General features: G+C 37.2%; 20 protein-coding genes. 1 reads left to right on the forward strand and 19 read right to left on the reverse strand.

Annotation, left to right across the window (positions count from 1 at the left end; genetic code table 11):
- Positions 1-60: 60 nt before the first annotated feature.
- The 11 genes from FC77_RS01300 to FC77_RS01350 form a co-directional block, all read right to left on the reverse strand.
- Positions 61-1,800, reverse strand: coding sequence for an oligopeptide ABC transporter substrate-binding protein (locus FC77_RS01300; RefSeq protein ID WP_056969728.1), 1,740 nt, complete (start codon positions 1,798-1,800; stop codon positions 61-63).
- Positions 1,801-2,094: 294 nt separating this feature from the next.
- On the reverse strand, positions 2,095-3,852 hold the full coding sequence (locus FC77_RS01305; RefSeq protein WP_056969730.1) for an oligopeptide ABC transporter substrate-binding protein: 1,758 nt from the start codon (positions 3,850-3,852) through the stop codon (positions 2,095-2,097).
- A 229-nt stretch (positions 3,853-4,081) separates the two neighbouring features.
- The gene (locus FC77_RS01310; protein ID WP_054681312.1) at positions 4,082-5,008 is read right to left on the reverse strand and encodes an ABC transporter permease; all 927 of its coding nucleotides are present in this window, start codon (positions 5,006-5,008) and stop codon (positions 4,082-4,084) included.
- Positions 5,009-5,022: 14 nt separating this feature from the next.
- Positions 5,023-5,982, reverse strand: coding sequence for an oligopeptide ABC transporter permease (gene opp4B / locus FC77_RS01315; protein WP_054681314.1), 960 nt, complete (start codon positions 5,980-5,982; stop codon positions 5,023-5,025).
- A gap of 2 nt (positions 5,983-5,984) precedes the next feature.
- Entirely contained in the window at positions 5,985-6,962 is a 978-nt protein-coding gene (locus tag FC77_RS01320; RefSeq protein WP_054681316.1) for an ATP-binding cassette domain-containing protein, read from the reverse strand.
- Between the two features lie 3 nt (positions 6,963-6,965).
- Positions 6,966-7,988, reverse strand: coding sequence for an ABC transporter ATP-binding protein (locus FC77_RS01325; protein ID WP_054681318.1), 1,023 nt, complete (start codon positions 7,986-7,988; stop codon positions 6,966-6,968).
- A 124-nt stretch (positions 7,989-8,112) separates the two neighbouring features.
- Complete coding sequence (acpP, locus tag FC77_RS01330; protein WP_056969731.1) at positions 8,113-8,355, reverse strand: acyl carrier protein; 243 nt, start codon at positions 8,353-8,355, stop codon at positions 8,113-8,115.
- Between the two features lie 30 nt (positions 8,356-8,385).
- On the reverse strand, positions 8,386-9,390 hold the full coding sequence (gene plsX / locus FC77_RS01335) for a phosphate acyltransferase PlsX (protein ID WP_054681319.1): 1,005 nt from the start codon (positions 9,388-9,390) through the stop codon (positions 8,386-8,388).
- 19 nt (positions 9,391-9,409) lie between these two features.
- On the reverse strand, positions 9,410-11,449 hold the full coding sequence (gene recG / locus FC77_RS01340) for an ATP-dependent DNA helicase RecG (protein WP_056969772.1): 2,040 nt from the start codon (positions 11,447-11,449) through the stop codon (positions 9,410-9,412).
- A 1-nt stretch (position 11,450) separates the two neighbouring features.
- Positions 11,451-13,109, reverse strand: coding sequence for a DAK2 domain-containing protein (locus FC77_RS01345; RefSeq protein ID WP_056969734.1), 1,659 nt, complete (start codon positions 13,107-13,109; stop codon positions 11,451-11,453).
- Between the two features lie 21 nt (positions 13,110-13,130).
- Positions 13,131-13,493 (reverse strand): Asp23/Gls24 family envelope stress response protein, encoded by a 363-nt coding sequence (locus tag FC77_RS01350; RefSeq protein ID WP_054681320.1) that lies wholly within the window; start codon positions 13,491-13,493, stop codon positions 13,131-13,133.
- Positions 13,494-13,657: 164 nt separating this feature from the next.
- On the opposite strand from FC77_RS01350, the gene rpmB reads away from it, so the two are divergent.
- The gene (gene rpmB, locus FC77_RS01355; protein WP_054681321.1) at positions 13,658-13,843 is read left to right on the forward strand and encodes a 50S ribosomal protein L28; all 186 of its coding nucleotides are present in this window, start codon (positions 13,658-13,660) and stop codon (positions 13,841-13,843) included.
- A 94-nt stretch (positions 13,844-13,937) separates the two neighbouring features.
- Here rpmB and FC77_RS01360 read toward each other — a convergent pair whose 3' ends face one another.
- From FC77_RS01360 to priA, 8 genes are read right to left on the reverse strand one after another with little or no spacing between them, the layout of a single operon-like run.
- Positions 13,938-14,624, reverse strand: coding sequence for a thiamine diphosphokinase (locus FC77_RS01360; RefSeq protein WP_056969736.1), 687 nt, complete (start codon positions 14,622-14,624; stop codon positions 13,938-13,940).
- A complete protein-coding gene (gene rpe, locus FC77_RS01365) occupies positions 14,621-15,280 on the reverse strand; it encodes a ribulose-phosphate 3-epimerase (RefSeq protein ID WP_056969737.1) in 660 nt (219 codons plus the stop codon). The genes FC77_RS01360 and rpe overlap by 4 nt, the downstream gene beginning before the upstream one ends.
- 12 nt (positions 15,281-15,292) lie before the next feature.
- Positions 15,293-16,183 (reverse strand): ribosome small subunit-dependent GTPase A, encoded by an 891-nt coding sequence (rsgA, locus tag FC77_RS01370; protein WP_082621101.1) that lies wholly within the window; start codon positions 16,181-16,183, stop codon positions 15,293-15,295.
- Positions 16,183-18,165: a Stk1 family PASTA domain-containing Ser/Thr kinase gene (gene pknB / locus FC77_RS01375; RefSeq protein ID WP_056969741.1), complete on the reverse strand. Its 1,983-nt coding sequence runs from the start codon at positions 18,163-18,165 to the stop codon at positions 16,183-16,185. Before pknB ends, rsgA begins: the two co-directional genes overlap by 1 nt.
- A complete protein-coding gene (locus FC77_RS01380; protein WP_054681322.1) occupies positions 18,162-18,911 on the reverse strand; it encodes a Stp1/IreP family PP2C-type Ser/Thr phosphatase in 750 nt (249 codons plus the stop codon). The genes pknB and FC77_RS01380 overlap by 4 nt, the downstream gene beginning before the upstream one ends.
- Before the next feature lie 4 nt (positions 18,912-18,915).
- Complete coding sequence (rsmB, locus tag FC77_RS01385; RefSeq protein ID WP_056969743.1) at positions 18,916-20,277, reverse strand: 16S rRNA (cytosine(967)-C(5))-methyltransferase RsmB; 1,362 nt, start codon at positions 20,275-20,277, stop codon at positions 18,916-18,918.
- Positions 20,228-21,172, reverse strand: a complete 945-nt coding sequence (fmt, locus tag FC77_RS01390) for a methionyl-tRNA formyltransferase (protein ID WP_056969745.1) — start codon at positions 21,170-21,172, stop codon at positions 20,228-20,230. The genes rsmB and fmt overlap by 50 nt, the downstream gene beginning before the upstream one ends.
- 13 nt (positions 21,173-21,185) lie before the next feature.
- On the reverse strand, positions 21,186-23,582 hold the full coding sequence (gene priA, locus FC77_RS01395) for a primosomal protein N' (RefSeq protein ID WP_056969747.1): 2,397 nt from the start codon (positions 23,580-23,582) through the stop codon (positions 21,186-21,188).

Raw genomic sequence — 23,582 nt, forward strand, 5'->3', positions numbered from 1 at the left:
ATGATAGCAAAAAAGACCACTTCCATAAAGAAGTAGCCTCTTTCACTTTAAAAATTTAATTTATTTAACATAACCAACTTGGTACCATAATTGGTTTCCGTTGTTGTTCTTTGACGGTTTGGTTGAATAACCAGTCAGTTTACTATTAACCGCGGAAATGCTGTAAGCATTATCTGTAGGAATAACGTAGGCTTGGTCAAACATATATTGCTGCCATTCATGGAATTTTTGAACACGATACTTGTGATTAAAGGATTTTTGTGAATCCATTTCGTTAAGCAACTTATTATTCTCTGGAGTTACAAATCGTTCATAGTTTTGAACACTATTTTCGCCGAACATGGTTATTTGTGAAGGTTCACTTGCTAAAGTCCAACCAGCACTAAACATATCAACTGATGGATCATCATGTTGTACTTTATCATAGAAAGAATTAGGTTCAGTTAGACGACCACCTGCTAACTTAACGTTCAGACCGATTTTATGCCACTGTTGAATATAATTTTGAACAATTGGTTCTTGCGTAGAATCACCTGTCATAGCCATGAAATGAATTGTTAATGGCTTACCATTTGGTTGTACACGCCATTTACCTTTCTTCTTGTAACCTGCTTTATCCAAAATTTGGTTAGCTTTCTTAAGGTCATAATGATAACCTTTAACATCCTTATTAAAGTAATCACCAAATCCTTCTGGAATTAATGTTGGTACTTGGAAACTTAAACCTTGTGTGTAACGTTTATCAACTGCATCGACGTTCATGGCATAACCTATAGCTTGACGCAATGGTTTACTATTCATCTTTGCATTCTTATTCATCACATTCTTACCTTTGGCAGTATTCCACTTACCAACTTTAAAGCCAAGGTAATAATACTGTAAAGGTATTTGACCAATAAAATCAACACCCTTTGTACCTTTCACTTGGTTCCACTGTGAGTTTACCACCTGTGCAACATCAAATTTATGACTCTTAATTGCCTGTGAAGCTGAATTTTGAGACACAACCTGAATAACAATTTTATTCAATTTTGGTCTACCACGCCAATAATATTTATTTGGAACCCAGGTTACAGATTGGCCTCGAACTAATTTTTGTACTTTAAATGGTCCATAATACAAAGGCCTCTTCCTGATTTGGTCAGAGGATTGTAATTTATTAAATGGTACGTTCTTTAAATAATGATATGGTGCAGCATCTTCAGAGAAGTAACCATTACCACTATAATACATCCCTGGTTTTAATTGCTTATAATGAAGGACAATTGTTCTACCATTTTCACCATCAGGCATTTCAATTCCTGAAATAGTCTTAGCTTTACCTTCATGGTATTCTTTCATACCATTAATATCTTCAAATTTGCTATTGTATCTTTGAGAAGCAGTCTTCTTATTAGCCAAAATTTCATAAGAATATTCTAAGTCTTTAGCATTTACTTGCTTACCATCAGACCACTTAACACCTTTTTTCATAGTAATAGTAGCAGTCTTGGCATTCTGATTTAATTTTAAGGTAGCAGAACCTTTATCATTGATTTTATAGTGATTATCAGTATCAAACAAAGATTCTTCACCAGGTTCAGCAACGCTTGAATCAACAGCTGTGGTTGCTAACTCATCAGAAAAAATACCGGTAAATGGTGTATCTGTCTCAAGGGATACCTTAACTGTACCACCCTGTTTGGTAGCTTTCTTTGGGGTTGCGGTTGGAAAATTCTTTTTAGTATTTACGTTAGTATTACCACTTTTACTACATGCTACTAAAGCTAGTGCAGCCGCAGTAACAACTCCTATCGTTATAACAAATTATACTTTATTAATACAAATCATTAGTTAAATAGTATCATAATAAGTTAGTGAATCAACATTCTTTATTAAAAACAAATTAATTCTTTACATTTTCTTGATTCAAAATCAAAATTCAAAATAAATAAAATCTAAACAAGAAAACTGTAACATAGGGGAAATTCAAAATAATAGAAATTATACTTACTTATTTGTTCGTTCAAAGATTTTTATATATTTTTAATCTTAACTGTCTATTACACAAAAATATCTTTACTTAATAATTAAGTAAAGATACCCTTCAAACTTTTATTTAGTATAACCAACTTGATACCAAAGCGGATGATTATTATTTTCCTGCGAAGGTTTAGTTGAATATCCAGTTATTTTATTATTAATAGCCTTTACGTCATACGAATTATAAAGTGGGATTACGAAAGCTTCATTAAATATATATCGTTGCCATTCATGGAATTTTTGAACACGATATTTGTGATTGAATGCTTTTTGTGAATCCATTTCGTTAAGCAGTTTGTTGTTCTCTGGAGTAACAAAACGTTCATAATTCATTGGTGCTTTTTCACCATATAGGCCTTCTTGCGATGGTTCATTTGAAAGTGACCAAGCTGCTATATACATATCAATCGATGGATCATCATGCTGAACCTTATCATAGAAGGAATTAAATTCAGTTAAACGACCACCCGTTAATTTAACGTTTAAACCGATCTTATGCCATTGCTGAATATAATTTTGGAAAATTGGTTCCTGAGTTGAATCACCAGACATCGCTGCCAAATGAATAGTTAGCGGCTTGCCATCAGGTTGAACACGCCATTTACCTTTTTTCTTATAACCAGCCTTATCCAAAATCGAATTAGCTTTCTTAAGATTATAACGATAACCCGTAACATTTTTATCAAAGTAATCACCAAACTGTTCTGGGATTAAAGTTGGTACTTGAAAGCTCAAGCCTTGAGTATAACGCTTTTCTACAGCATCAACATTCATTGCATAACCTATAGCTTGACGCAGAGACTTATTAGCCATCTTGGATTTAGGATTCATTACATTTTTACCTTTAGCAGAATCCCATTTACCTACCTTAAAGCCAAGATAGGAATAAGACAATGGTATATCGGCGATAAAATTAACATTTTTAGTCCCTTTAACTTGATTCCACTGCGAATTAATTACAGTGGCAACATCAAATTTGTGGCTTTTAATTGCCTGTGAAGTTGAATTAGGTGAAACAACTTGATAGATAATTTTGTTTAATTTTGGTCTACCACGCCAGTAATATTTATTAGGAACCCAAGTTACAGATTGTCCACGAGTCATCTTTTGGACTCTAAATGCTCCAAAGTATAAAGGGTTTTTCCTAATTTGATCAGAAGATTGCAATTTACTGAGTGGAATATCTTTTAAATAATGATATGGTTCCGCCCATTCCCAGAAATAATTATTACCAGTGTAGTACATACCTGGCTTTAATTGTTTAAAATGAATAATAAGTGTACGCCCATTTTCACCATCAGGCATTTCAAGACCTGAAATGGTTTTAGCCTTACCTTCATGATATTCCTTCATACCATTAATCAGTTCAAATTGACTACTGTAATTGGGAGAATTTGTTTTCTTATTACCCAAAATCTCATATGCGTATTCCAAATCCTTGGCAACTACTTGTTTGCCATCTGACCATTTAACTCCCTTTTTAACCGTTATGGTAGCTGTGCTAGCCTTACGATCAAGTTTTAAGGTAGCTGGGCCCTTATTATTAATCTTATAATGATCATTAGTATCAAATAACTCTTCATCACCTGGTGAAGCAACATCGGCATCAAATTGAGAATCTTTTAATTCCTCTGAAAAAATACCAGTAAATGGAGTATCTGTTTCAACAGCTACATTTAGCGTGCCACCCTGCTTAGAAACCTTCTTGGGTGTTGCAGCGGGAAAATCTTTTTTTGTTGTATTAGCATTATTATTTTTACCACAAGCTACTAGTGCCAAGGTAGCCGTGGTAATAATACCTATTGAACCAAGAATTTTTGTTGCTTTCATATCATTGTTCCTCCTATTCATTGGAATGAACCATATCAAGGTTCTTAAAATAAGTTGATAAATAGATATTAGCATACAAAATTAAAAAAGCAATAGTTTTATTAAAATAAAATTAAATCCTGAATTATCAAATTAAATTTATTTGATATTTTCTATTATTTTTCTTAAATTATGCAAAAAAAGACTCTATCTTTTTGGATAGAGTCATTTGCAGTAAATTTATTATTATTTAATTTTCACGCTGTCTTGCATCCCCTGCTCGTTGCAAAGCACGACCAACATAATTAATACTCAAGGAAATAGTTAGTAATAAAATCGTAGCTGGCAGCCATAACCATGATCGACTGATAACGTTAACCGGATCATTAGCAAATCCAATCAAAGTACCAAGTGATGGCGTTGTTGTTGGCAGACCATAACCAATAAAGGATAATGTTGTTTCAATACCAATATTCCCGGCAACAGTTATAACAACATCAATAATAATCATTGATGTAATGTTGGGTAAAACTTCACGGAACATAATTTGTAAGTCTGATGATCCAGATGTTTTAGAAGCCAAAACATAATCACGACCACGCTGAGACAAAACAAATGAACGGTAATACCGCACTGTCGTTGTCCAGCCAAACATTGAGATCAAAAATACCAGTGTCACAGCATTATAATTAGGAATAACTGTAGTCAAAACAATAATAATTGGTAATTCTGGTAAGATTTGGATAAAGTCAACAATTCTCATAATAATTGAATCGACTATTCCACCATAATAACCAGCAACTAGACCTATTACTAATCCGACCGTCTCAGTAATCACGGTTACTGAAAGTCCAATTAAAATAGAATTACGGCCACCCATCATTAACAGTTTAAGAATGTCACGGCCACCGTCATCAGTTCCTAACAGGTGTCCAGCTTCACCCCAGCCATAATAGGCGTCGGCAATATTTATTTCTGTAATTTGACCTTTATTCAAGAATAGGGATCCACCAAAGGTGAATAACAAAATTAGAATGATCAAGAACAAGGCAAACCTAGCAACTTTATCACGCCAAATTTCGCGCATTGCAACCTTAAAACCAGAAGGTGGAAGAGAAACTTCAGGCTTTTTACTTTTTATATTTTGCTTTTCAGTATTTGCTTTCTTATTAGCCATTATATTCTCCTCCCTTACTTAATTCTGATCCGTGGATCAATAATACTCATAATGATATCCGATAATAAGTTACCTAATAATGTCAAAATACCAAATATAAGAATCAAGGCGGTCAGGGTAGTATAATCACGCTGTGAAATTGAGTCTAGGAATAGTTTACCCATACCTGGATAACTAAATACAGATTCAATAATCATAGAACCACTGAGTAATCCAGTAATAGTATTCCCTAAGAAGGCAGCAATTGGTAAAAGTGAATTCCGTAAAATATGTTTATGAAAGACTACATTTTCAGGAACACCTTTACTACGTGCTGTTCGTACATAGTCTTCTACTTTATTGTCTACGATCCCAGTTCGTAAATACTGAACAATGGAAGTTGTTGTAATCAAAGCATATAAAATCGCTGGAAGAATCATATGGTAAAATCGACTACCTAAAACACCCCAAAATCCTGTTGCATTTGCGGAAACAGAACCTGAAATAGGAAACCAGCCTAATACAAATCCAAATAACCATAATACTAAAATATAAAATACAAACCCAGGGACAGCCAAGGTAATATAGTTAAAAATTTGAACAGCTTGATCTTGCCATTGGTCTTGGTAACGACCAGCAGCAATTCCCAGAGGAATAGCAATCGCATAAGTCAAAATAGTTGTTAAAAGTGATAACCAAAAAGTATTTACCGCTCGATCAGCAATTAACGAAATAACTGGCACATGTTGAATATAACTTGTACCGAAGTCACCATGGAATATATTGCCAATCCACCTAAAATATTGAATATAAAATGGATCATTTAACCCAGCAGCTTGTTTCAAAGCAGCCAATTGTTTAGGATCCGTATTAGGGTTTATATGTCCACTAAATGGATCACCAGGCATCATTTTAGCCAAGAAGAAGACCAAAATACTTAGGATAATCAATTGTGGGATCATAATTAATATACGTCGTAAAACTGTTTTCCACATTCTTAATCACTCTCCTCTACTTTTTCTTCCTCTTTTTGAGCTCGTTCCTTAGGAAGTGCTACCCAGTGATTGGGTGCAACCTTTTGTAATGGAAAGACTCTTCCATCTTGGTCATACCATTTGCTTTGATTCTCCTGGAATTCTTTCTCTACTTGTTGGCGGTGCTTCTTGTGTTCTGCACGGTGTTCCACGTCAACAACCGGAATGGCTGAAAGTAAACGCTTAGTATAAATATGTATTGGATGTTTATAGATAGCTTCCCGGCTTCCTAATTCAACCAAACGTCCTCGGTGCATAATTGCCAAATTTTCTGACATATGCTTTACAACCCCTAAATCATGGGAGATAAATAGGTAAGCAATATCATATTGTTGTTGAATATGCTTCATAAAGTTCAAAACTTGAGCTTGAACGGATAAGTCCAAGGCACTGGTCGGTTCATCAGCAACAATCAATTTAGGGTGCGTGGCTACCGCACGCGCAACCCCTATTCTCTGCCTTTGACCACCTGAGAACTCATGTGGATATTTATAAATAGCATCACTAGGCATCCCTACGATATCAAGTAATTCTTGTACCCGATCACGTTCTTGATCAGTAGTTAAATTTTCAAAATTTCGAATCGGTTCAGCAATAATATCTTCAATTCTCTTTCTGGGATTCAAACTAGACATTGAATCCTGGAAAATCATTTGGACATCTTTATTGTAATTAAGCCTTTTTCTATTTCTAGACTTAGTAACATCTACACCCTTATAGATGATCTGACCACTGGTAACGGGTTCAACACCAACGATTGCCTTACCGGTGGTGGACTTGCCAGAACCAGATTCACCAATTAGGCCATAAGTTTCACCCTCGTTAATTGAAATGCTAATACCATCAACGGCACGAACATAATCAGTAATCCGGTTCCAAAATCCAGACCGAATTGGGTAATGGACTTTTAAATCTTTAATTTGAATTATTTCATTAGCCATATGTTACTCCCCACTTGCCACATTATCTTCATTTTCAAAGTGGAACGTCTTCCAGCAAGTACATCTTACCCAGTGTCCTGGTTTAACTTCATGCATTACTGGATCTTTTTCGTGAGCACTTGCCGGAATCCATGGGATCCTAGCAGCGAACCGATCACCTTCACGAGGCATATTCTTAAGTGAAGGAACAGTACCCTGAATAACGTGTAAATCAGCGTCATCTTCATCCTCTGTTTGCGGCATGGAATTCAAAAGTGAACGGGTATACGGATGTAAAGGATGTTCAAAAATAGTTTTGACATCTGCTTTTTCAACGATTTGTCCCGCATACATAACGGCTACTTCATCAGCCGTTTCTGCAACAACCCCAAGATCATGGGTGATCAAAATGATACCTGATTGCGTTTCTTTTTGAATATCTTCCAGTAAATCCAAGATTTGAGCTTGGATAGTTACGTCTAAAGCAGTTGTTGGCTCATCAGCAATAATAATTTCTGGTTTACATGCAATTGCCATCGCGATAACAACACGTTGACGCAGGCCACCTGAAAGTTCAAATGGATACATTGAATACATTTCTTCAGGCTTAGGCATACCAACCTGATTGAATAGTTCAATTACCCGGGCATGACGCTTTTTCTCATCCATATCCGTGTGATAGTAAAGAGTTTCTGCAACCTGATCACCAACACGCATCAGTGGATTCAAACTAGCGAGTGGATCCTGGAAAATCATCCCTATTTTATCTCCCCTGATCTTATCAAAAAGAGATTCATTTAAACCAACAAGGTTTAAGCCATTATAAAGAATGTCTCCGGTAACTCTCGTATTTTTATGATCATACAAGCCAATAATGCTTGCTGCGATTGTACTCTTACCACAACCAGATTCACCTACAATTGCCAAAATTTCATTCCGCTTAAGAGTTAAATTAATATCATCCGCAGCGTCATAAAATTTTCCTTGTAAACGATAAGCAGTATGCAAATGTTGGATATCTAATAAGAGATCACTTTGTTTTTCCAAAGCACATTCCTCCATCTCAAATCTTCTAATAATTATTAAAAGATACTTAAATATTTTATTTATTTTCTAATTATATACATCATACTGGTCACATGCAAATCAAAAATGAGATTTTTGTGAGAAATTATTTTTGGTGTGCTTTGATATATGAAACTGCATCCCCAACGGTTTGGATCTTTTCAGCATCTGCATCGGGAATTTCAGAACCAAATTCATCCTCCAGCTGCAAGATAAATTCAACTAAATCGATTGAATCTGCATCCAGATCCTTAGTAAAATTAGTCTTTTCGGTAATTTTATCTTTTTTAACATCAAAGTTATCGGCTAACATATTCTTAATCTTATTAAAAATTTCTTCTTCTGACATTCTTAACTCCTCTTTCTTTAGCTAAAGCAATTAATTTTTCTTAGAAAATTCTAATTTAAATTCATCGGTTAATTTTTCCGCTACTATTTTATCTACTTGCTTAATTGTGTAGTAAACTGCTCGTTCTCCTGAGCGCCCATGCGTTTTAACTACCGGTGCATTTAAGCCAAGCAGTGCGGCACCACCATACCTGGCAGTATCAAATTTAGCAACCAGAGACTTTAAGGCATTCTTAATCAGTAATGCACCCACTTTGGTCATAAAACCATTATTAAGAAGGCTATCCTTTAACATATGAATTAATACGCTGGCAGTTCCTTCGGTGTTCTTCAGAACTGAATTACCGGTGAAGCCATCCGTTACCACAACATCAGCTTTGCCAAGCAACAATTCATTTCCTTCAATATTACCAGTGAAATTCAAATCACTTGCCTTCAAAAGTTTGTACGCTTCTTGGTGAACATCGTCACCTTTATCACTTTCCGCACCATTATTAAGAAGGGCAACGCGTGGATTAGATACATCACGTACTTTTTCAGCATAGTATGAAGCCATTTTAGCCCACTGTAAAAGATATTCTGGTTTGCTTTGCGCATTAGCACCAACATCGATCATGTTAAAACCAATATCTGAATTTTCTACTGGTAAAGTAGGCATTAAAGCTGGTCTGGCAATACCTTTAATCCGACCGACAATAAAAATTCCAGAGGTAAGAAGGGCACCGGTATTGCCTAAGGACAACAAAGCGTCTGCCTTACCGTCTTTAACGTAGTTGGCTGCAACCACCATCGAAGAATTTTTCTTCTTCCGAATGGCTTTAACGGGCTCATCCTGATCCTCGATTACCTCAGTAGTCGGAACTATTGTCAGACGATCATCTAATTGGTCAGCCGGAATTAATTTCTTTAATTTTTCTTCATCACCAAACAAAACAAATTTGGTTTGTTTTAATTCTGGTTTTGCGTGCAAAACCGCATCGGTAATTGCCTTAGGCGCATGCTCGCCGCCCATTGCATCAATAGCTATTGTTCTCATTAATTTATCACAATCTTTTCTATGCTCGTTCTTGTTCTAATTGTTTATATTCTAGCACCTGTTTTAAAGAATTATGGGATTTATCCTGTAACTCAGGATCGTTCTGAACCAACTTCTGGGCAACTTTCTGGGCAACAACTAAAGTATTGTAATCATTAACCACGTTACCAACACGAAATTCAGGAAGCCCTGATTGTGCCTTACCAAACAAGTCGCCTTCACCACGCATTTTGAGGTCTTCTTCAGCCAGCTTAAATCCATCGGTAGTTGAAGCAACAATTTTCATTCTTGCTTTACCAGCCTCTGTTTTAGGGTCAGCCATAAAAATACAGTAACTTTGGGTATGGCCCCGACCGATTCGGCCACGCAACTGGTGCAATTGGCTAATACCAAAACGATCAGCGTTATAAATGATCATCATATTTGCGTTAGCAACATCAACCCCGACTTCGATCACACTAGTTGTAACTAAAATGTCGATCTTACCAGCAGAAAAATCAGCCATAATCTCATCTTTTTTAGGACCAGGCATTTGTCCGTGCAAAAGCACTACTTTTTGATCCGGAAAATCATGACTCAATTTAGTATGTAATTCTTCCGCATTTTTCAAATCAACCGCTTCAGATTCAGTAATAAGCGGAGTTACAGCATAAATTTGAAAACCCTGCGCCAATTGTTTATGCATTAATGCATAAACTTCCTTCATTTGATTACTGGTCTTCCAAGAAGAAATGATTGGCTTTCGACCTGACGGAAGGTGACGAATTTCTGAAATCGACATCTCACCGTACACCGTCAAAGCCAGTGTCCGTGGAATTGGTGTAGCTGTCATTGCTAAAATATCGGGATGATTTCCCTTATTAATCAGTGCTTGTCTTTGACCCACACCAAAACGGTGTTGTTCATCAATAATAATCAAACCTAATTTTTTAAAGATAACCTTCTTTTGAATTAACGCATGCGTCCCAATGACAATATTAATCGTACCATCAGTAATTTCACGGTAAATTTCTCGCCGTTCCATCGTTTTCGTATTACCGGTAAGAAGAGCTATCCGAACTCCCAATGGCCGAAGTAATTCATCAATTTTTTTAAAATGCTGTGTCGCCAGAATTTCGGTGGGAACCATCAATGCAGCCTGATAACCGGCAGTTACTGCAGCAAAAAGTGCGTAAACAGCCACAACCGTCTTACCAGAGCCAACGTCCCCTTGTAAAAGCCGTTGCATCTGTCGTTCTGAATGCATATCTGCAAAAATTTCATTAACTACCTGTTTTTGATCATTTGATAATTCAAACGGCAATGACTTAGTTAACTTAGCAACTTCTGACAGATCGTAATGTTTAGCAAATCCTTTAGAATGATGAGAATTTGCACTTGATAAAAGGGCTATTTCTGTTTCAAAAATAAAGAATTCACGAAAAATAGCACTTCTTTTAGCTAATTTAGCCTCATTGGGATTCTTCGGATGATGCATCTTTTGAATGATTTCTTGATCACTAAGCAAACGATATTTCCTACGGACAGCTTCCGGCACAACATCGGTCACTTTATTCAAAAAATCATTAATTGCTAAATTAATCAGGTCAACTAATTTCTTTTGCCGTATGTGTTTATTAACGGGGTAAATTGGCGCCATGCCACTGTCGTTTTCTTTAGCGGCTACAAATTTAAATCCAGATAGACTTTGCCGGGCAACGTTATATTTACCGTAAACAGCAACTTCTTTACCAATTTCAACTTTTTTCCTTAACCAAGGCTGGTTAAAAAAATTGACCATGATAATATCATGGTCAATGCGCATTTTAAAGCTTAAGCGACTCTTTTTATAACCAAATCGACTTACAAAAGCTTCTGTGGCTACAACTCCTTTTAACAAAACTTTTTGACCGTCCATGATCTGGTCGAGTGGTAATGTCTGTAATTCATCATAGCGAAAAGGAAAATAAAATAGTAAATCGTAAATACTATAAATGCCCAAGCTTCCAAGGTTAGCTGCAGTCTTTGTCCCTACACCCTTTAAATCTGTAACAGGAGCAAACAATGCATTATTAATCATTTTATTCAACGGAAATCAAGAAGTGATAAACCGGCTGACCACCATCATGAATCTCAAATTCAAGGTCATCATGCTTCTTCTTAAGGTCAGCTACAACCTTATCAGCATCTTTTTTACTTGCATCCCGACCAAACATGATGGTAATAATCTCAGAATCTTCATTCAACATCTTTTCGATCATCTTAGTAGTTGCTTTGATCATATCAGGATCATCTACACGGATATTGCCATCAACAATGCCTAAGTAATCATTTTTATGAACTTCAACCTTATCAATAGTAGTATCACGGTTAGCTTGGGTAACTTGACCGGAAACAACCGTATCCAAATCTTCAGTCATATTCTTAACGTTGTCTTCTACTGAATCATCTGGATTGAATGAAAGCATTGAAGTCAGACCTTGAGAAATAGTCTTACTTGGGACAATTCCTACAGGAATATCACTTACTTCAGCAGCTTGTTTAGCTGCAAGCACAATATTACCATTATTAGGTAAAACGATGGCCTTCTTAGCACCCGACTTCTTAATAGCGTCAGCAATATCCTGGGTTGATGGGTTCATTGTTTGACCACCTGAAATAATTCGGTTAACCCCTTCACTTTCAAAGAGCTTACGAATACCGTTTCCTGAAGCAACAGCAATAACAGCAAAATCAACACTCTTTTGTTTCTCTTCGTTATTATTAACAATTGTTTCGTGCTGGATTCGCATGTTATCAATTTTAATTTTTTCTAATTGGCCAAATTGACTACCATATTGGAAAACTTCCCCGGGATGTTCAGTATGAACGTGCACCTTAGCAACTTCATCATCAGAAACTGCTAACAGAGAATCGCCTAAACCAGATAAATGTTTTCTAAATTCATCAAGGTTAAATGGCTTCTTATTAGGAATATCAGCCGTTAAATCGACCATAATTTCGGTACAATAACCATTTTTAATATCTTGAGTGGCTAATTGACTTTGAACTGATTGGTGGTGCATTGCGTTGATCATTTCATCCATTTCAGTTTCATCTGGTTGATACTGATCAGCAAAGTTTTCCCCTAATAGGCCCTCTAAAAAGCCTTCATAAATAAAGAGTAATCCTTGACCACCGGAATCAACGACGCCAACTTGTTTCAACACTGGAAGCAAATCAGGGGTAGACTTCAATGCCTTCTTGGCACCTTCAACTACGGCCTTCATTACTTCTTCAACGTCATCACTTTCGTTAGCTTTATTCGCACCATCTTGCGCAGCAACACGAGCAACGGTCAGAATGGTACCCTCAACAGGTTTCATAACTGCCTTATAAGCAGTAGCAACACCATTTGTAAAGCCATTTGCCAATTCTTGTGCAGTCAAAGTATTCATGCCTTGAGTAGCCTTATAAAAGCCCCTGAATAGCTGAGATGAGATAACACCACTATTACCACGTGCTCCCATCAGCATCCCTTTAGATAGACTTTCAGTCAGATCGCCAACTTTAGAACTAGGGTTTTCGGCAACTGCTTTAGCACCACTCTCAATAGTTAAATTCATATTGGTACCAGTATCACCATCTGGAACTGGAAAAACGTTCAACGAATTAACAAATTTCGCGTTTTTACCAATTCTGTGGGTGGCCACACGAACCATATCCCTAAATTTCTTACTATCTATTTCCTTTAAAACCAATATTCTTAACCTCCGTTTGCGTTACTCGTCAAGCACTTTAACACTCTGAACGATGACATTAACGGCTTTTGTATCAATACCAAGTTGATTCTTCAAGTTAAATTTCACACTGTCTTGCACGTTACGGCTTACCTCAGAAATCTTCAAACCATAACCAACAATAATATAAACATCAACCGTGATTTGATTGTTTTCTGACTTAACAACAACACCACGTTTATAATTTGCTCGATTAAGAATTCCATCGAAACCATCGCGAATAACATTCTTTGATGCCATTCCAACAACGCCGTAATTAGACGTAGCTGCATTACCAACAACAGTTGCAATTACTCCATTTGAAATATCAATCAAACCATCTTTTGTTTTGATTTTAACAGCCATGTTTATCCTCCGTCTCATTGTTTAAATATATGTATTTATTTTATCATATATTTAACTATAAATTAAAAAATCCCTTTGATAAAAAATTCTTTTCAGGTTGAATTACTTCTAAACACATGCTATCCTTAATAAGTATGAAAACACAAATAAAGGAGGTTTAGCAAATGGCAAAAGATTATGTAACAGGTAAAAAGACTACTTTTGGTAACAAGCGTTCACACTCATTAAATTCAGCTCGTCGCGCTTGGAAGCCAAACCTTCAAAAAGCTCGTATTCTTGTTAACGGCAAACCAAAACGTGTATGGGTTTCAACCAAGGCTTTAAAGTCTGGTGAAGTTACTCGTGCTTAAATATTAAGTAAGACTTACAGAAGAAATTTTGTAAGTCTTTTTTTTCGAACAATTTTAAAAAGAAAAAAACAGCATTTTTAAAAATGCTGTTTTTTTATATATTATGGAAACGATTAATATCTTTAGAATAAATAATTGCTACCGTTCCCTTTTTAAAACTTATCTCAAAAGTATCTTTATCAGGTAAAAATTCATTTGATCCAAAAATTAACGGATAAGAATTACTATAATTAGCCAATTCATAGCGAGCCCCTTCAATATTTAAATCTTTAACCCCGCTAAGATCAGCAACACCAACGTAATTATAACCCGCTTTTCTATTAATCACGTGCTGGCCTGGAATATAAAAATTCAGTAAATTTTGCTTATCCAATAAAGTAATCTTTTCGGCATACTTATTTATCTTAGGATTTAAAATCATAAACAAATTAATCAAAAAATGATCGATCCGTCCTCCGGTTGCACCCAATATCGTTAGAGAATCAACGTGATAATCTTCAAAAGCTATCTTCACCATTAATTCAGAATCCGTGGCGTCTTTTATTGGGCTCGAATAACGAATATCAGGGACACTGCTATCAATCTTGGCCAATTCGCTTTTTTCAAGTGAATCAAAGTCTCCAATTGCAAGATCAGGAATTAGGCCCATCTCCTCTAATAATAAACTTCCCCGATCAACACCAATAAGCAAATCATTTTTTTGCTGTGCTAAGGCAAAATCATTTTTTATATTCTGCGGCCATTCTTCCTCAGGACCACCTAATAAGGCATAAGCTTTCATCGTAAAATCTCTGTTAATTTCTTAACTTGTTCAGTAATATTTCCATTCTTAAAAATATAAGAACCCGCAACAAAGACATCTGCTCCAGCATCTTTAGCCAACATAGCAGTTTGTCCGTTAACACCGCCATCAACTTCAATTGGAATATCCTTACCAGCTTTAGTAAGCAGTTGGCGCGTCTTCTTAATCCGTTTAGGTGAATCAGCTATAAACTTTTGTCCGCCAAATCCGGGATAAACCGTCATCAATAATACCTGGTCTAGCTTAGAAACAAACTTATTTAAAACCGAAACCGGTGTATCGGGATTTAACACTAAGCCAGCCTTTACATTATTTGCAATTAAATAATCAAGCCAGTGGTTAACTTTTTCTTCACTCATCGCCTCATAATGGATTTCAACCAAATCAGCTCCAGCCTTAACAAACGCCGGAACCAAAACATCTGGTTTATCACTCATTAAGTGAATTTCTGCCTCTGTTGTAGGAAATTCACGCTTAAAATCACTTACCATTTGCGGTCCAAAAGATAAGTTGGGCACAAAATGCCCATCCATAATATCAATATGAAAGCGGGTGATTCCGGCAGCCGTAGCTTCTTTTATATCTTTTTTTAAGTCTAAATTATTTGCATTTAAGATTGATGGTGCAATTAACATGTTCTCTCCTTCTCACTTTAAATATTCAGGAATACGCCCGGTACTAATTTCTTCCCTGATTGCTACGTAATCATCATAACGACTCTGCCTTATTTGCCCGGCTTTGAGCAACCGTTTAACCTCGCAGGCTGGTTCTTTTATATGTTGACAACCACGAAACTTACAGTTAACGCTAGCTTTTTTGAATTCAACGAAATAATTACGTAAATCCGTCAACTTAATCGGTGTTAAATCAATTGCGGAAAAACCAGGCGTATCAGCTAAAAAGCCCTGACCCAAAGGAAACAATTGTACTCTCCTGGTTGTGTGCTTGCCACGGTTCAAACTGGTTGAAATAGCAGCTGTAGCCTGATTAAGACCCTTCTTTAAGTGGTTAAGTAAGGTTGACTTACCGGCACCAGATTGTCCCGCTAATGTCCAAATTTGCTTTTTCGTGATCATCTTAGATATTTTTGCTGACAGGTCCTGCCAACTGTAAAACACGGGATAACCAATCTGTTCATAATAAGCGAGAATTTTCTTTATTTTCAGTAATTCCTCTTCAGTAGCCAGATCACTCTTAGACAAATAAATACTTACTTTAACTTTTTTCCACGAAAAGAAAGTCAAGAAGCGATCAAGTAATTGCAAAGAAAAATCTGGTTGAACCGCAGACATGACTAACAGAACGTGACTAACGTTAGCAACTGCTGGCCGCCCAATTCGATTAATTCGGGGCGCAATTTCAATTAGGTAACTTGTCCCATGATCATCTACTTGAATTTTGACATAATCACCAACAGCCGGTTTTTGCTTTTTTTGTCTAAAAACGCCACGGGCTCTAGTGCGCACTATACCGCTACTTGTTTCGACATCGTAAAAGCCGGCCAGCAAACTGACGACAATGCCTTCTGCTTGTTTAATCATTTAGTTACCTTTTCATTTAATACGGTTTGACCATCACGGACAACCCGCAATTCACCTGATCCATCTTTTAATGAAAATGGGATTGAGAAGCTCATATCATGTTTAATATACAAATCACGATAAATGTTACTGAGAGAATGATCATCATCAGAAATATAAATCTGCACGTGATTACCCTTATCTTTGTCAGAACTACTTTGATCTTTACCTGGAGCCTTATAATTTACCGTAAATGTCTTTGTAACACTGGAATCTTTATCCTGATTTTGCTTTGGTCCCTTAGAAACACTAATGGTGATCGTCGAACCACTTTCTACTTCAGTTCCAGCTTCAGGACTCATTGAGATAACCATACCCTTTTCAACAGTATCTGAATACTTTTGGGTCGCCTGCAGAGTTAAATGATTATCCTTAGCATAATCTTGTGCACCCTTTAAAGAGTAATTCCGTAAATCTTTAAGTTTAATCGTATTCTTTTTATGACTAACAGTTTTACCCTTTGAAACTACAAGGGTAATTGTAGTTTGTTTAGGTTTTACTTCGACACCGGCAGCGATACTTTGGCTAATAATATTACCAACAGCTACAGTATTCGAAGATTGATCTTTTCGGATCACGTCGAAACCTAATTTGCTTAATTTCTTAGCGGCACTAACATAGTCTTTCCCGGTCATATCAGGAACTTTAACCATGCCAGCTCCATTAGAAACAACTAAATCAACAGTTTTACCCTTCGCAATCGGATCGCCAGCACCTGGAGAAGTTGAAATTATTTTCCCTGCATCTATGCTATCGGAATGTTTATGGCTTATTTCGCCAACTTCTAAGCCTGCTGCTTGCAACTTATTACGGGCAGAATTCTCCGTCAAATTCGTAACGTCGGGAACCTGAACATCCCCTGTGTCACGTCCATTTAATGCAAAAACCATAATAAAGATGATTACAATCGCAGCTAAGCCGCTAAGAATCCACCACCATTTATGTTTTTTAATATTTTCCCAGAAACTAGGCTTCTTCTCATCATCTTTTTTTTGATCGGAAGCATTTGCTTTATCCTTGTCTGTTTTTTCACCATTTGCTTTAAAACCAGGTAAAACAATGGTTTCATCAGTATTAATATTATGAGCAGGAACAAAAACCGGTTCATCTTTACGACTCGGATCTAAACTAGTATCTAGATCTGCCTTCATCCCTTGAGCTGAGGCATACCGATCTCGCGGATCTTTAGCAGTGGCCTTTAAGACTACATTCTCTAAAGCTTGTGGTACCTTAGGATCCTTTTTACGAATGGATGGAATCGGTTCCTGAGCGTGCTTCAACGCAATTGCAACGGGAGTATCGCCATTAAACGGTACTTTCCCCGTGATCAATTCATAAAGTATTATTCCTAAAGAATAAATATCAGACTGCTTGGTAACTAGTCCACCCCGGGTTTGTTCTGGGGACATATAATGAACCGAGCCCATCGCAGAGTTAGTTTGGGTAATGGAACTTTGGTTTAAAGCAACAGCAATACCAAAATCAGCTATTTTGATATTGCCTTTTTTATCCATTAAAACATTTTGTGGTTTTAAATCACGGTGAATAACATTGTGCTTGTGAGCCAAAGTCATCGCACTCAGTATTTGATCCATGATACGAATAACTTCGTGCAAATCTAAGGGGGATTTTTTTTGAATATACTCCTCTAGATTGGGACCATCTACGTATTCCATAACCATATATGGCAGGCCATGGTCAGTTCCTACATCGAGCACAGAAACGATATTCGGGTGACTCAATTCACTGGTAGCCAAAGCTTCCCGTTGAAACCGGGCTAAAGTCTGTGGTTCTTTTTGTAAATCAAGCCTTAAGATTTTTACCGCAACTTTACGCTGCAAAATAATGTCTTCTGCCAAATAAACGTTGGCCATACCGCCTTCGCCTAAGGTATCAATGATGCGATAGCGATCGCCAAGTAAATAACCTTTATCGATCACTTGTCGTCATCTCCCTTGCTTGACACCAAGCAAACGGTTATATTATCACCACCGCCCAAACGATTGGCTTCATTAATTAATTTATTGCAGCGGTCTTTAAGTGATAAATCTTTAGTTGCTAAAATTTGCTGAATTTGGGGATCAGTTAATGAATTAGTTAACCCGTCGGTACACAGCATAATAATATCATCATCATGAAGTTTTATTTCCCGAAATTCCGGATCGATCGTACTTGAAACACCTAGAGCTTGGGTAATGATATTTTTCTGTGGGTGGTGTTTAGCCTGTTCTTTAGTAATTTGGCCCATTTTAACTAATTCATTAACCAAAGAATGGTCTTCTACCAATTGAGTGAATTTGCCATCTGCATAGCTATAAGCACGGGAATCACCTAAGTGAGCAATCAAAGCCGTCGTATCGAAAACAATCGTTAATACAATAGTTGTCCCCATTCCATTTAAATCAGGAAAGCGATCAGCTGTTTTTAGAATTGTTTCGTTTTCAGAATTAAGTTGTACTTCTAACCATTTATGGGCAATTTTGCTGTCACTAAAGTCAGTATTTTTAAAATTATGACCTAAGTGACTAACTGCCATAGCAGAGGCAACGTCACCACCTTGATGACCGCCCATGCCGTCACACACAATAGCCAGGGTTACACCACTTTTGTTCTTAAAAACTTGTACAAAATCTTGATTGCTTTTTCGTATTCTACCAATACTCGAAGCAAATGCTGTTTCAATCAAAACTCTAACCTCGTACTACAAACTTAGCAATGAAAAAGCCGTCACTGCCATAACTATCTGGTAATATCTTCAACATCCCTGTTTTAGATTCAATTTTTGCCAATTTAAAGGGACGCAATTCAAACTTAGGATGATTCTTCAAGAAAATTTCAACCACTTTTTCATCCTCTTCTACCGCAAAAGTGCAGGTAGAATAAATGAGTTCTCCATTTTCTTCAAGAATCTTGCTAACATGATCAAGAATGTCCAGCTGGATCTTTTGCAGGTTCAGTAAATCCTTCATGCTTTTCGTATAACGGATTTCGGGTTTACGCCGTAACAAGCCCAATCCGGAACAAGGGGCATCTACTAATATTTTAGCAAATTGCTGCCCAGAAAAATATTGGTCAACTTTGCGGGCGTCCATTGCCTTAGTGACCACTCTGTTGGCAACATGCATTCTATTAGCATTTTGTCTTACTAACCGAAGCTTCTTTTCGTGTATATCCAGGGCAGTCACCTGCCCATGCGGCAAATACTCAGCAATTTGAGTCGTCTTACCGCCTGGGGCACTACACGCGTCTAGAACTTTCTCATCACCGGAGAAATCAAAAGCTTCAACAACTAGACTTGCTGCCTCATCTTGAATCGTTAACTTTCCTTCTTTAAAAGGCGGGGTGGTACTAACACCACCGTGACTCAAAATGAGTTCATTACTGGCCAGTTTAGAATCTTGTGGAGCAAAATTTAATTTCTTTAATTCTGCAATCGTCTGCTTTTGATCCGACAAAGTCGATAGACGCACGCTATTTTTGGCAGGCGTGTTAATGCTGCTAAGAATACTTGCTGCCCTTTTTTCTCCCCAATTAGTAATAATGTAATTAACTAACCATTCAGGGACACTCGCTTTTACACTTAAATATTTAACCGAATCTATCTTATCAGGCAGTATCGTTCCTCGTCTAATTAACGCATGCAGCACGCCATTAGCAATCCTAAAGCCGGATGAATGCCGCCCGCCGAATTGCTTAGCTAATTTGTTAGCCTCATTTAGAGTTGCACGGTTAGGAACCTTATCAAGAAAAATAATTTGGTAGGCCGACATTAAAAGAAGCGGTTTTAAATATGGTTCTTTAAGCTTAGTTTTAACTAGCCCCTTTAATTGGTACTCTAAGTATATTTTATATTGAATAGTCCCATAAACAAGCCTAGTGGCAAAATTTCGATCCGTCTGTGAGAGCCGCGAACCACGCAAATTATTATTCAAACTGATATTAGAATATGAACCATCACGAAAAACCCGAATTAAGGTTTCAAGTGCGATTGCACGTGCACTTTTAGTCATCGATAATTTTCTCTTCTGGCTTAAATTTACTACCTTGACCATTCAAAAAGTTTTTCACTGTCATTCGTTTTTTACCTGCAGGCTGCAATTCAAGTAAATCCAAAATTGTATGGTTTGCAAAACTAATAGCAAAACGATTTTTATTAGAAACTAAGCTACCTGCTTCAAGCTTGGTTTGATCTTTACTTACCTTGGCTTTCCAAACTTTAAGCCGCTTACCATCTACCATTAAATATGCACCGGGATCAGGATTTAAAGCCCTGATTAAGTTATTTGCTTCAGTAGCTGTCATACTTAAAGTGATTTTTTCTTGCTTTTTGGAAATATTTGGTGAGAAAACAACTTTATCTGGATCTTGTGGGATTTTTCTTACGCTACCATCAATAATTTTCGGTAAGGTTTCTAATAATAAATCTCTTCCTAAAATTGCAAGTTTAGTAAAAAGACTGCCCGTTGTATCGTCAGGTTCAATTTTAAGTGCTTTTTGTGCATAAATATCCCCAGCGTCCATTTTCTTGACCATTTCCATAATAGTAATCCCCGTTTCAGCGTCATCGTTAAGCAATGAGTATTGAACCGGTGCACCGCCACGATATTTTGGTAAAAGTGAACCATGCACATTAACCGCGGCAATTTTAACGGATTTTAAAAATTTAGTCGGCAAAAATTGGCCATAAGCAGCAGTAACAATTAAATCTGCGTGCATGGCAATTAAATTATCTAATTCCTTAGAGCCTGAAAGTTTAGCAGGTTGAAAAACAGGCAAATTAAGTTTTTCAGCGGCTAATTTAGCTGGAGTTTTGGTTATTTTCTGTTTGCGTCCTACTCTTTTATCGGGTTGTGTTACTACAGCCTTAACTACGTAACCGTGTTTTACCAATCCCTTAAGAACAGGAACTGAAAAATCCGGTGTACCCATGAAAATTACAGATGTCATTAAACATCCCCCTTTACATAATTCGCTCTGGCTCATTATCGATATAGACATTCAGTCCATATTTCTTAATTTCTTGCGCAGAATCCTGAATTTGATGTAACAACTTATTAAGATTATCTTCTGATTTATATTTTACCAGTATTTGGTAATAATATTGATTTTTTAGACGTGCAATTGCACTTGGTGTGGGACCAAGAATAATCGTACTTGCATGCAAATTCTGTTGTAGGCGTCTTTTAATCGTAAAAGCCTCACGCGCCGCGTTCTGTTCTTTTTTAGAAGCAACAGAAATTAAAACGGTATAAAAATACGGTGGATAATTACCGGCATGACGTACCCGCATTTCATAACCATAAAAGCGTTCATAATCCTGGGTTTGCGCCAACTTAATTGCATAATGTTCAGGATTATAAGTTTGAATGAGTACCTTGCCCGTTTTTTCAGCTCGGCCGGCACGGCCAGCAACCTGGGTTAACAATTCAAAAGTACGCTCTGAAGCATTGTAGTCGGGCACCCATAACCCGGTATCCGCATTAATTACTCCTACCAAGGTTACATTAGGAAAATCCAAACCCTTCGCAATCATTTGCGTACCCAATAAAATATCTGCTTCATGGTTGCCAAAGGCGTCAAGTATCCGCTTATAACTGCCTTTGCGTCTGGTTGTATCAACATCCATCCGTAAAACTTTGGCAGTTGGTATAAGCTGCAGCAATTCCTCCTGTACCTTTTGTGTACCAGTCCCTAAAAAGCGAATTTGTGAACTATGACAATTAGGGCAACATTTTGGAATTGGCTCAGTATAACCACAATAGTGACATTGCATTTCACCGGTATCCTTATGCATTGTTAAAGATAGATCACAGTTAGGACACTTCATTACGTAGCCGCATTCCCTGCAGAGCATGAAGTTAGCAAAGCCGCGGCGATTGAGCATTAGAATAACCTGTTCTTTTTTAGCTAAGCTTTCCTTAATTGCGTCAACTAATTCAACGGACAGGTCAAATTGACTGCCCGCGAACTGCACGTGTTTTAGATCAATTAATTTTACTTCAGGTAATTTTTTATTATTGGCGCGTTTGGTAAGACGCAAAAGCTTGTAAACACCCTTTTGGGCACGTGCACGACTATCTAAAGATGGGGTGGCACTACCTAAAACAAGTGGGCAATGATTGTACTTACTACGCCAAATAGCGACATCTCGAGCATGATAGCGGGGATTGTCTTCCTGTTTATAAGAAGATTCATGTTCCTCATCAATCACAATTAAGCCAATGTTGGTCAAGGGTGCGAAAACAGCGCTGCGGGCGCCAACAACTACGCGTACCTCGCCACGCCTAATTCTGCGCCATTCATCGTATAATTCACCCTCAGATAAACCGCTGTGCAATACGGCAACTTGTTCACCAAAACGGGCTTTAACCTGCCGCACCATTTGCGGGGTCAACGAAATTTCCGGTACAAGCATTAGGGCATTTCTCCCTTGTTTTAAGGCTTTACTGATTGCATGCAAATAAACCTCAGTCTTACCACTGCCGGTAATTCCTTCAAGTAAAAATATTTGTGCTTTTCTTTCATTAATTGCGGGAGTTATCTCATTTAAGGCATTTTGTTGTTGGTCATTCAACGTTATCGCTTTTTTCTTGGGATCACCATTAAAACCAGATAAGGGATCACGGTATACTTCAACCGCCTTTTTCTTAAACCAGCCTTTTTTGACAGCGCTGGTTAGAGTAGAAGTATTAACTTGGGCGTCCCTTTCAAGATTATCCTGAAACTTAGGATACTGCTGATAGTTTTCGATAATATCCATTAAAAGTTGTTTTTGTTTTACCGCATTTTGCCGCAAAGCATTATAAATTTTAACGTACTCTGCTTTATCTTCCGTTAAAAGATACTGATTTTGCGTCTTAACTTTTGCCCTGTTTTCAACTAAATATTCAATTTTAGCATCAGCATTTCGTAAAAGTTTGCGCACAAAGGTTACCTGCTTTACATCGGTTATATCAGACAGGTCAACTGGATCCCCCTGAAAAAGGGGCATTTTTTTAGCTTTTGCCGAAACAGGTGTCAAAATTTTACGGTAATTAGCGCGCATTACCCGCGGAAGCATCGCCTTAAGAATTGTAATTCGGTAAGAAAAAACGTGGTTGGCCAAATCCGCGGAAAGCTTAACCAATTCAGGTGTAAGTGGCGGCATTTCATCAACTACTAATAATAAATCTTTTAGTTTACCCTTATATTTGCTTTTTTCAGATAGTCCGACGACAAAGCCTTGAAGTTTTCTAGGGCCAAAGGGAACGAAAACCCGCGAACCAATTTCTACACCACCCAATTCATCTGGAATGTGATATTCGAAGATACGGTCAGTCTGCTTGGCAGCAATATCAACTATAACTTGAGCAATCAT

It is taken from the genome of Lactobacillus acetotolerans DSM 20749 = JCM 3825, from assembly GCF_001436775.1.
GTDB lineage: Bacteria > Bacillota > Bacilli > Lactobacillales > Lactobacillaceae > Lactobacillus > Lactobacillus acetotolerans.

Coding starts and splice junctions, on each gene's coding strand:
- opp4B (WP_054681314.1), bottom strand. CDS start 5,982: ATGTGGAAAACAGTTTTACGACGTATATTAATTATGATCCCACAATTG.
- FC77_RS01350 (WP_054681320.1), bottom strand. CDS start 13,493: ATGGCTGTTAAAATCAAAACAAAAGATGGTTTGATTGATATTTCAAAT.
- FC77_RS01320 (WP_054681316.1), bottom strand. CDS start 6,962: ATGGCTAATGAAATAATTCAAATTAAAGATTTAAAAGTCCATTACCCA.
- FC77_RS01310 (WP_054681312.1), bottom strand. CDS start 5,008: ATGGCTAATAAGAAAGCAAATACTGAAAAGCAAAATATAAAAAGTAAA.
- FC77_RS01305 (WP_056969730.1), bottom strand. CDS start 3,852: ATGAAAGCAACAAAAATTCTTGGTTCAATAGGTATTATTACCACGGCT.
- rpe (WP_056969737.1), bottom strand. CDS start 15,280: ATGTTAATTGCACCATCAATCTTAAATGCAAATAATTTAGACTTAAAA.
- rpmB (WP_054681321.1), top strand. CDS start 13,658: ATGGCAAAAGATTATGTAACAGGTAAAAAGACTACTTTTGGTAACAAG.
- fmt (WP_056969745.1), bottom strand. CDS start 21,172: ATGACATCTGTAATTTTCATGGGTACACCGGATTTTTCAGTTCCTGTT.
- priA (WP_056969747.1), bottom strand. CDS start 23,582: ATGATTGCTCAAGTTATAGTTGATATTGCTGCCAAGCAGACTGACCGT.
- FC77_RS01360 (WP_056969736.1), bottom strand. CDS start 14,624: ATGAAAGCTTATGCCTTATTAGGTGGTCCTGAGGAAGAATGGCCGCAG.
- acpP (WP_056969731.1), bottom strand. CDS start 8,355: ATGTCAGAAGAAGAAATTTTTAATAAGATTAAGAATATGTTAGCCGAT.
- recG (WP_056969772.1), bottom strand. CDS start 11,449: ATGATTAATAATGCATTGTTTGCTCCTGTTACAGATTTAAAGGGTGTA.
- rsmB (WP_056969743.1), bottom strand. CDS start 20,277: ATGGTCAAGGTAGTAAATTTAAGCCAGAAGAGAAAATTATCGATGACT.
- plsX (WP_054681319.1), bottom strand. CDS start 9,390: ATGAGAACAATAGCTATTGATGCAATGGGCGGCGAGCATGCGCCTAAG.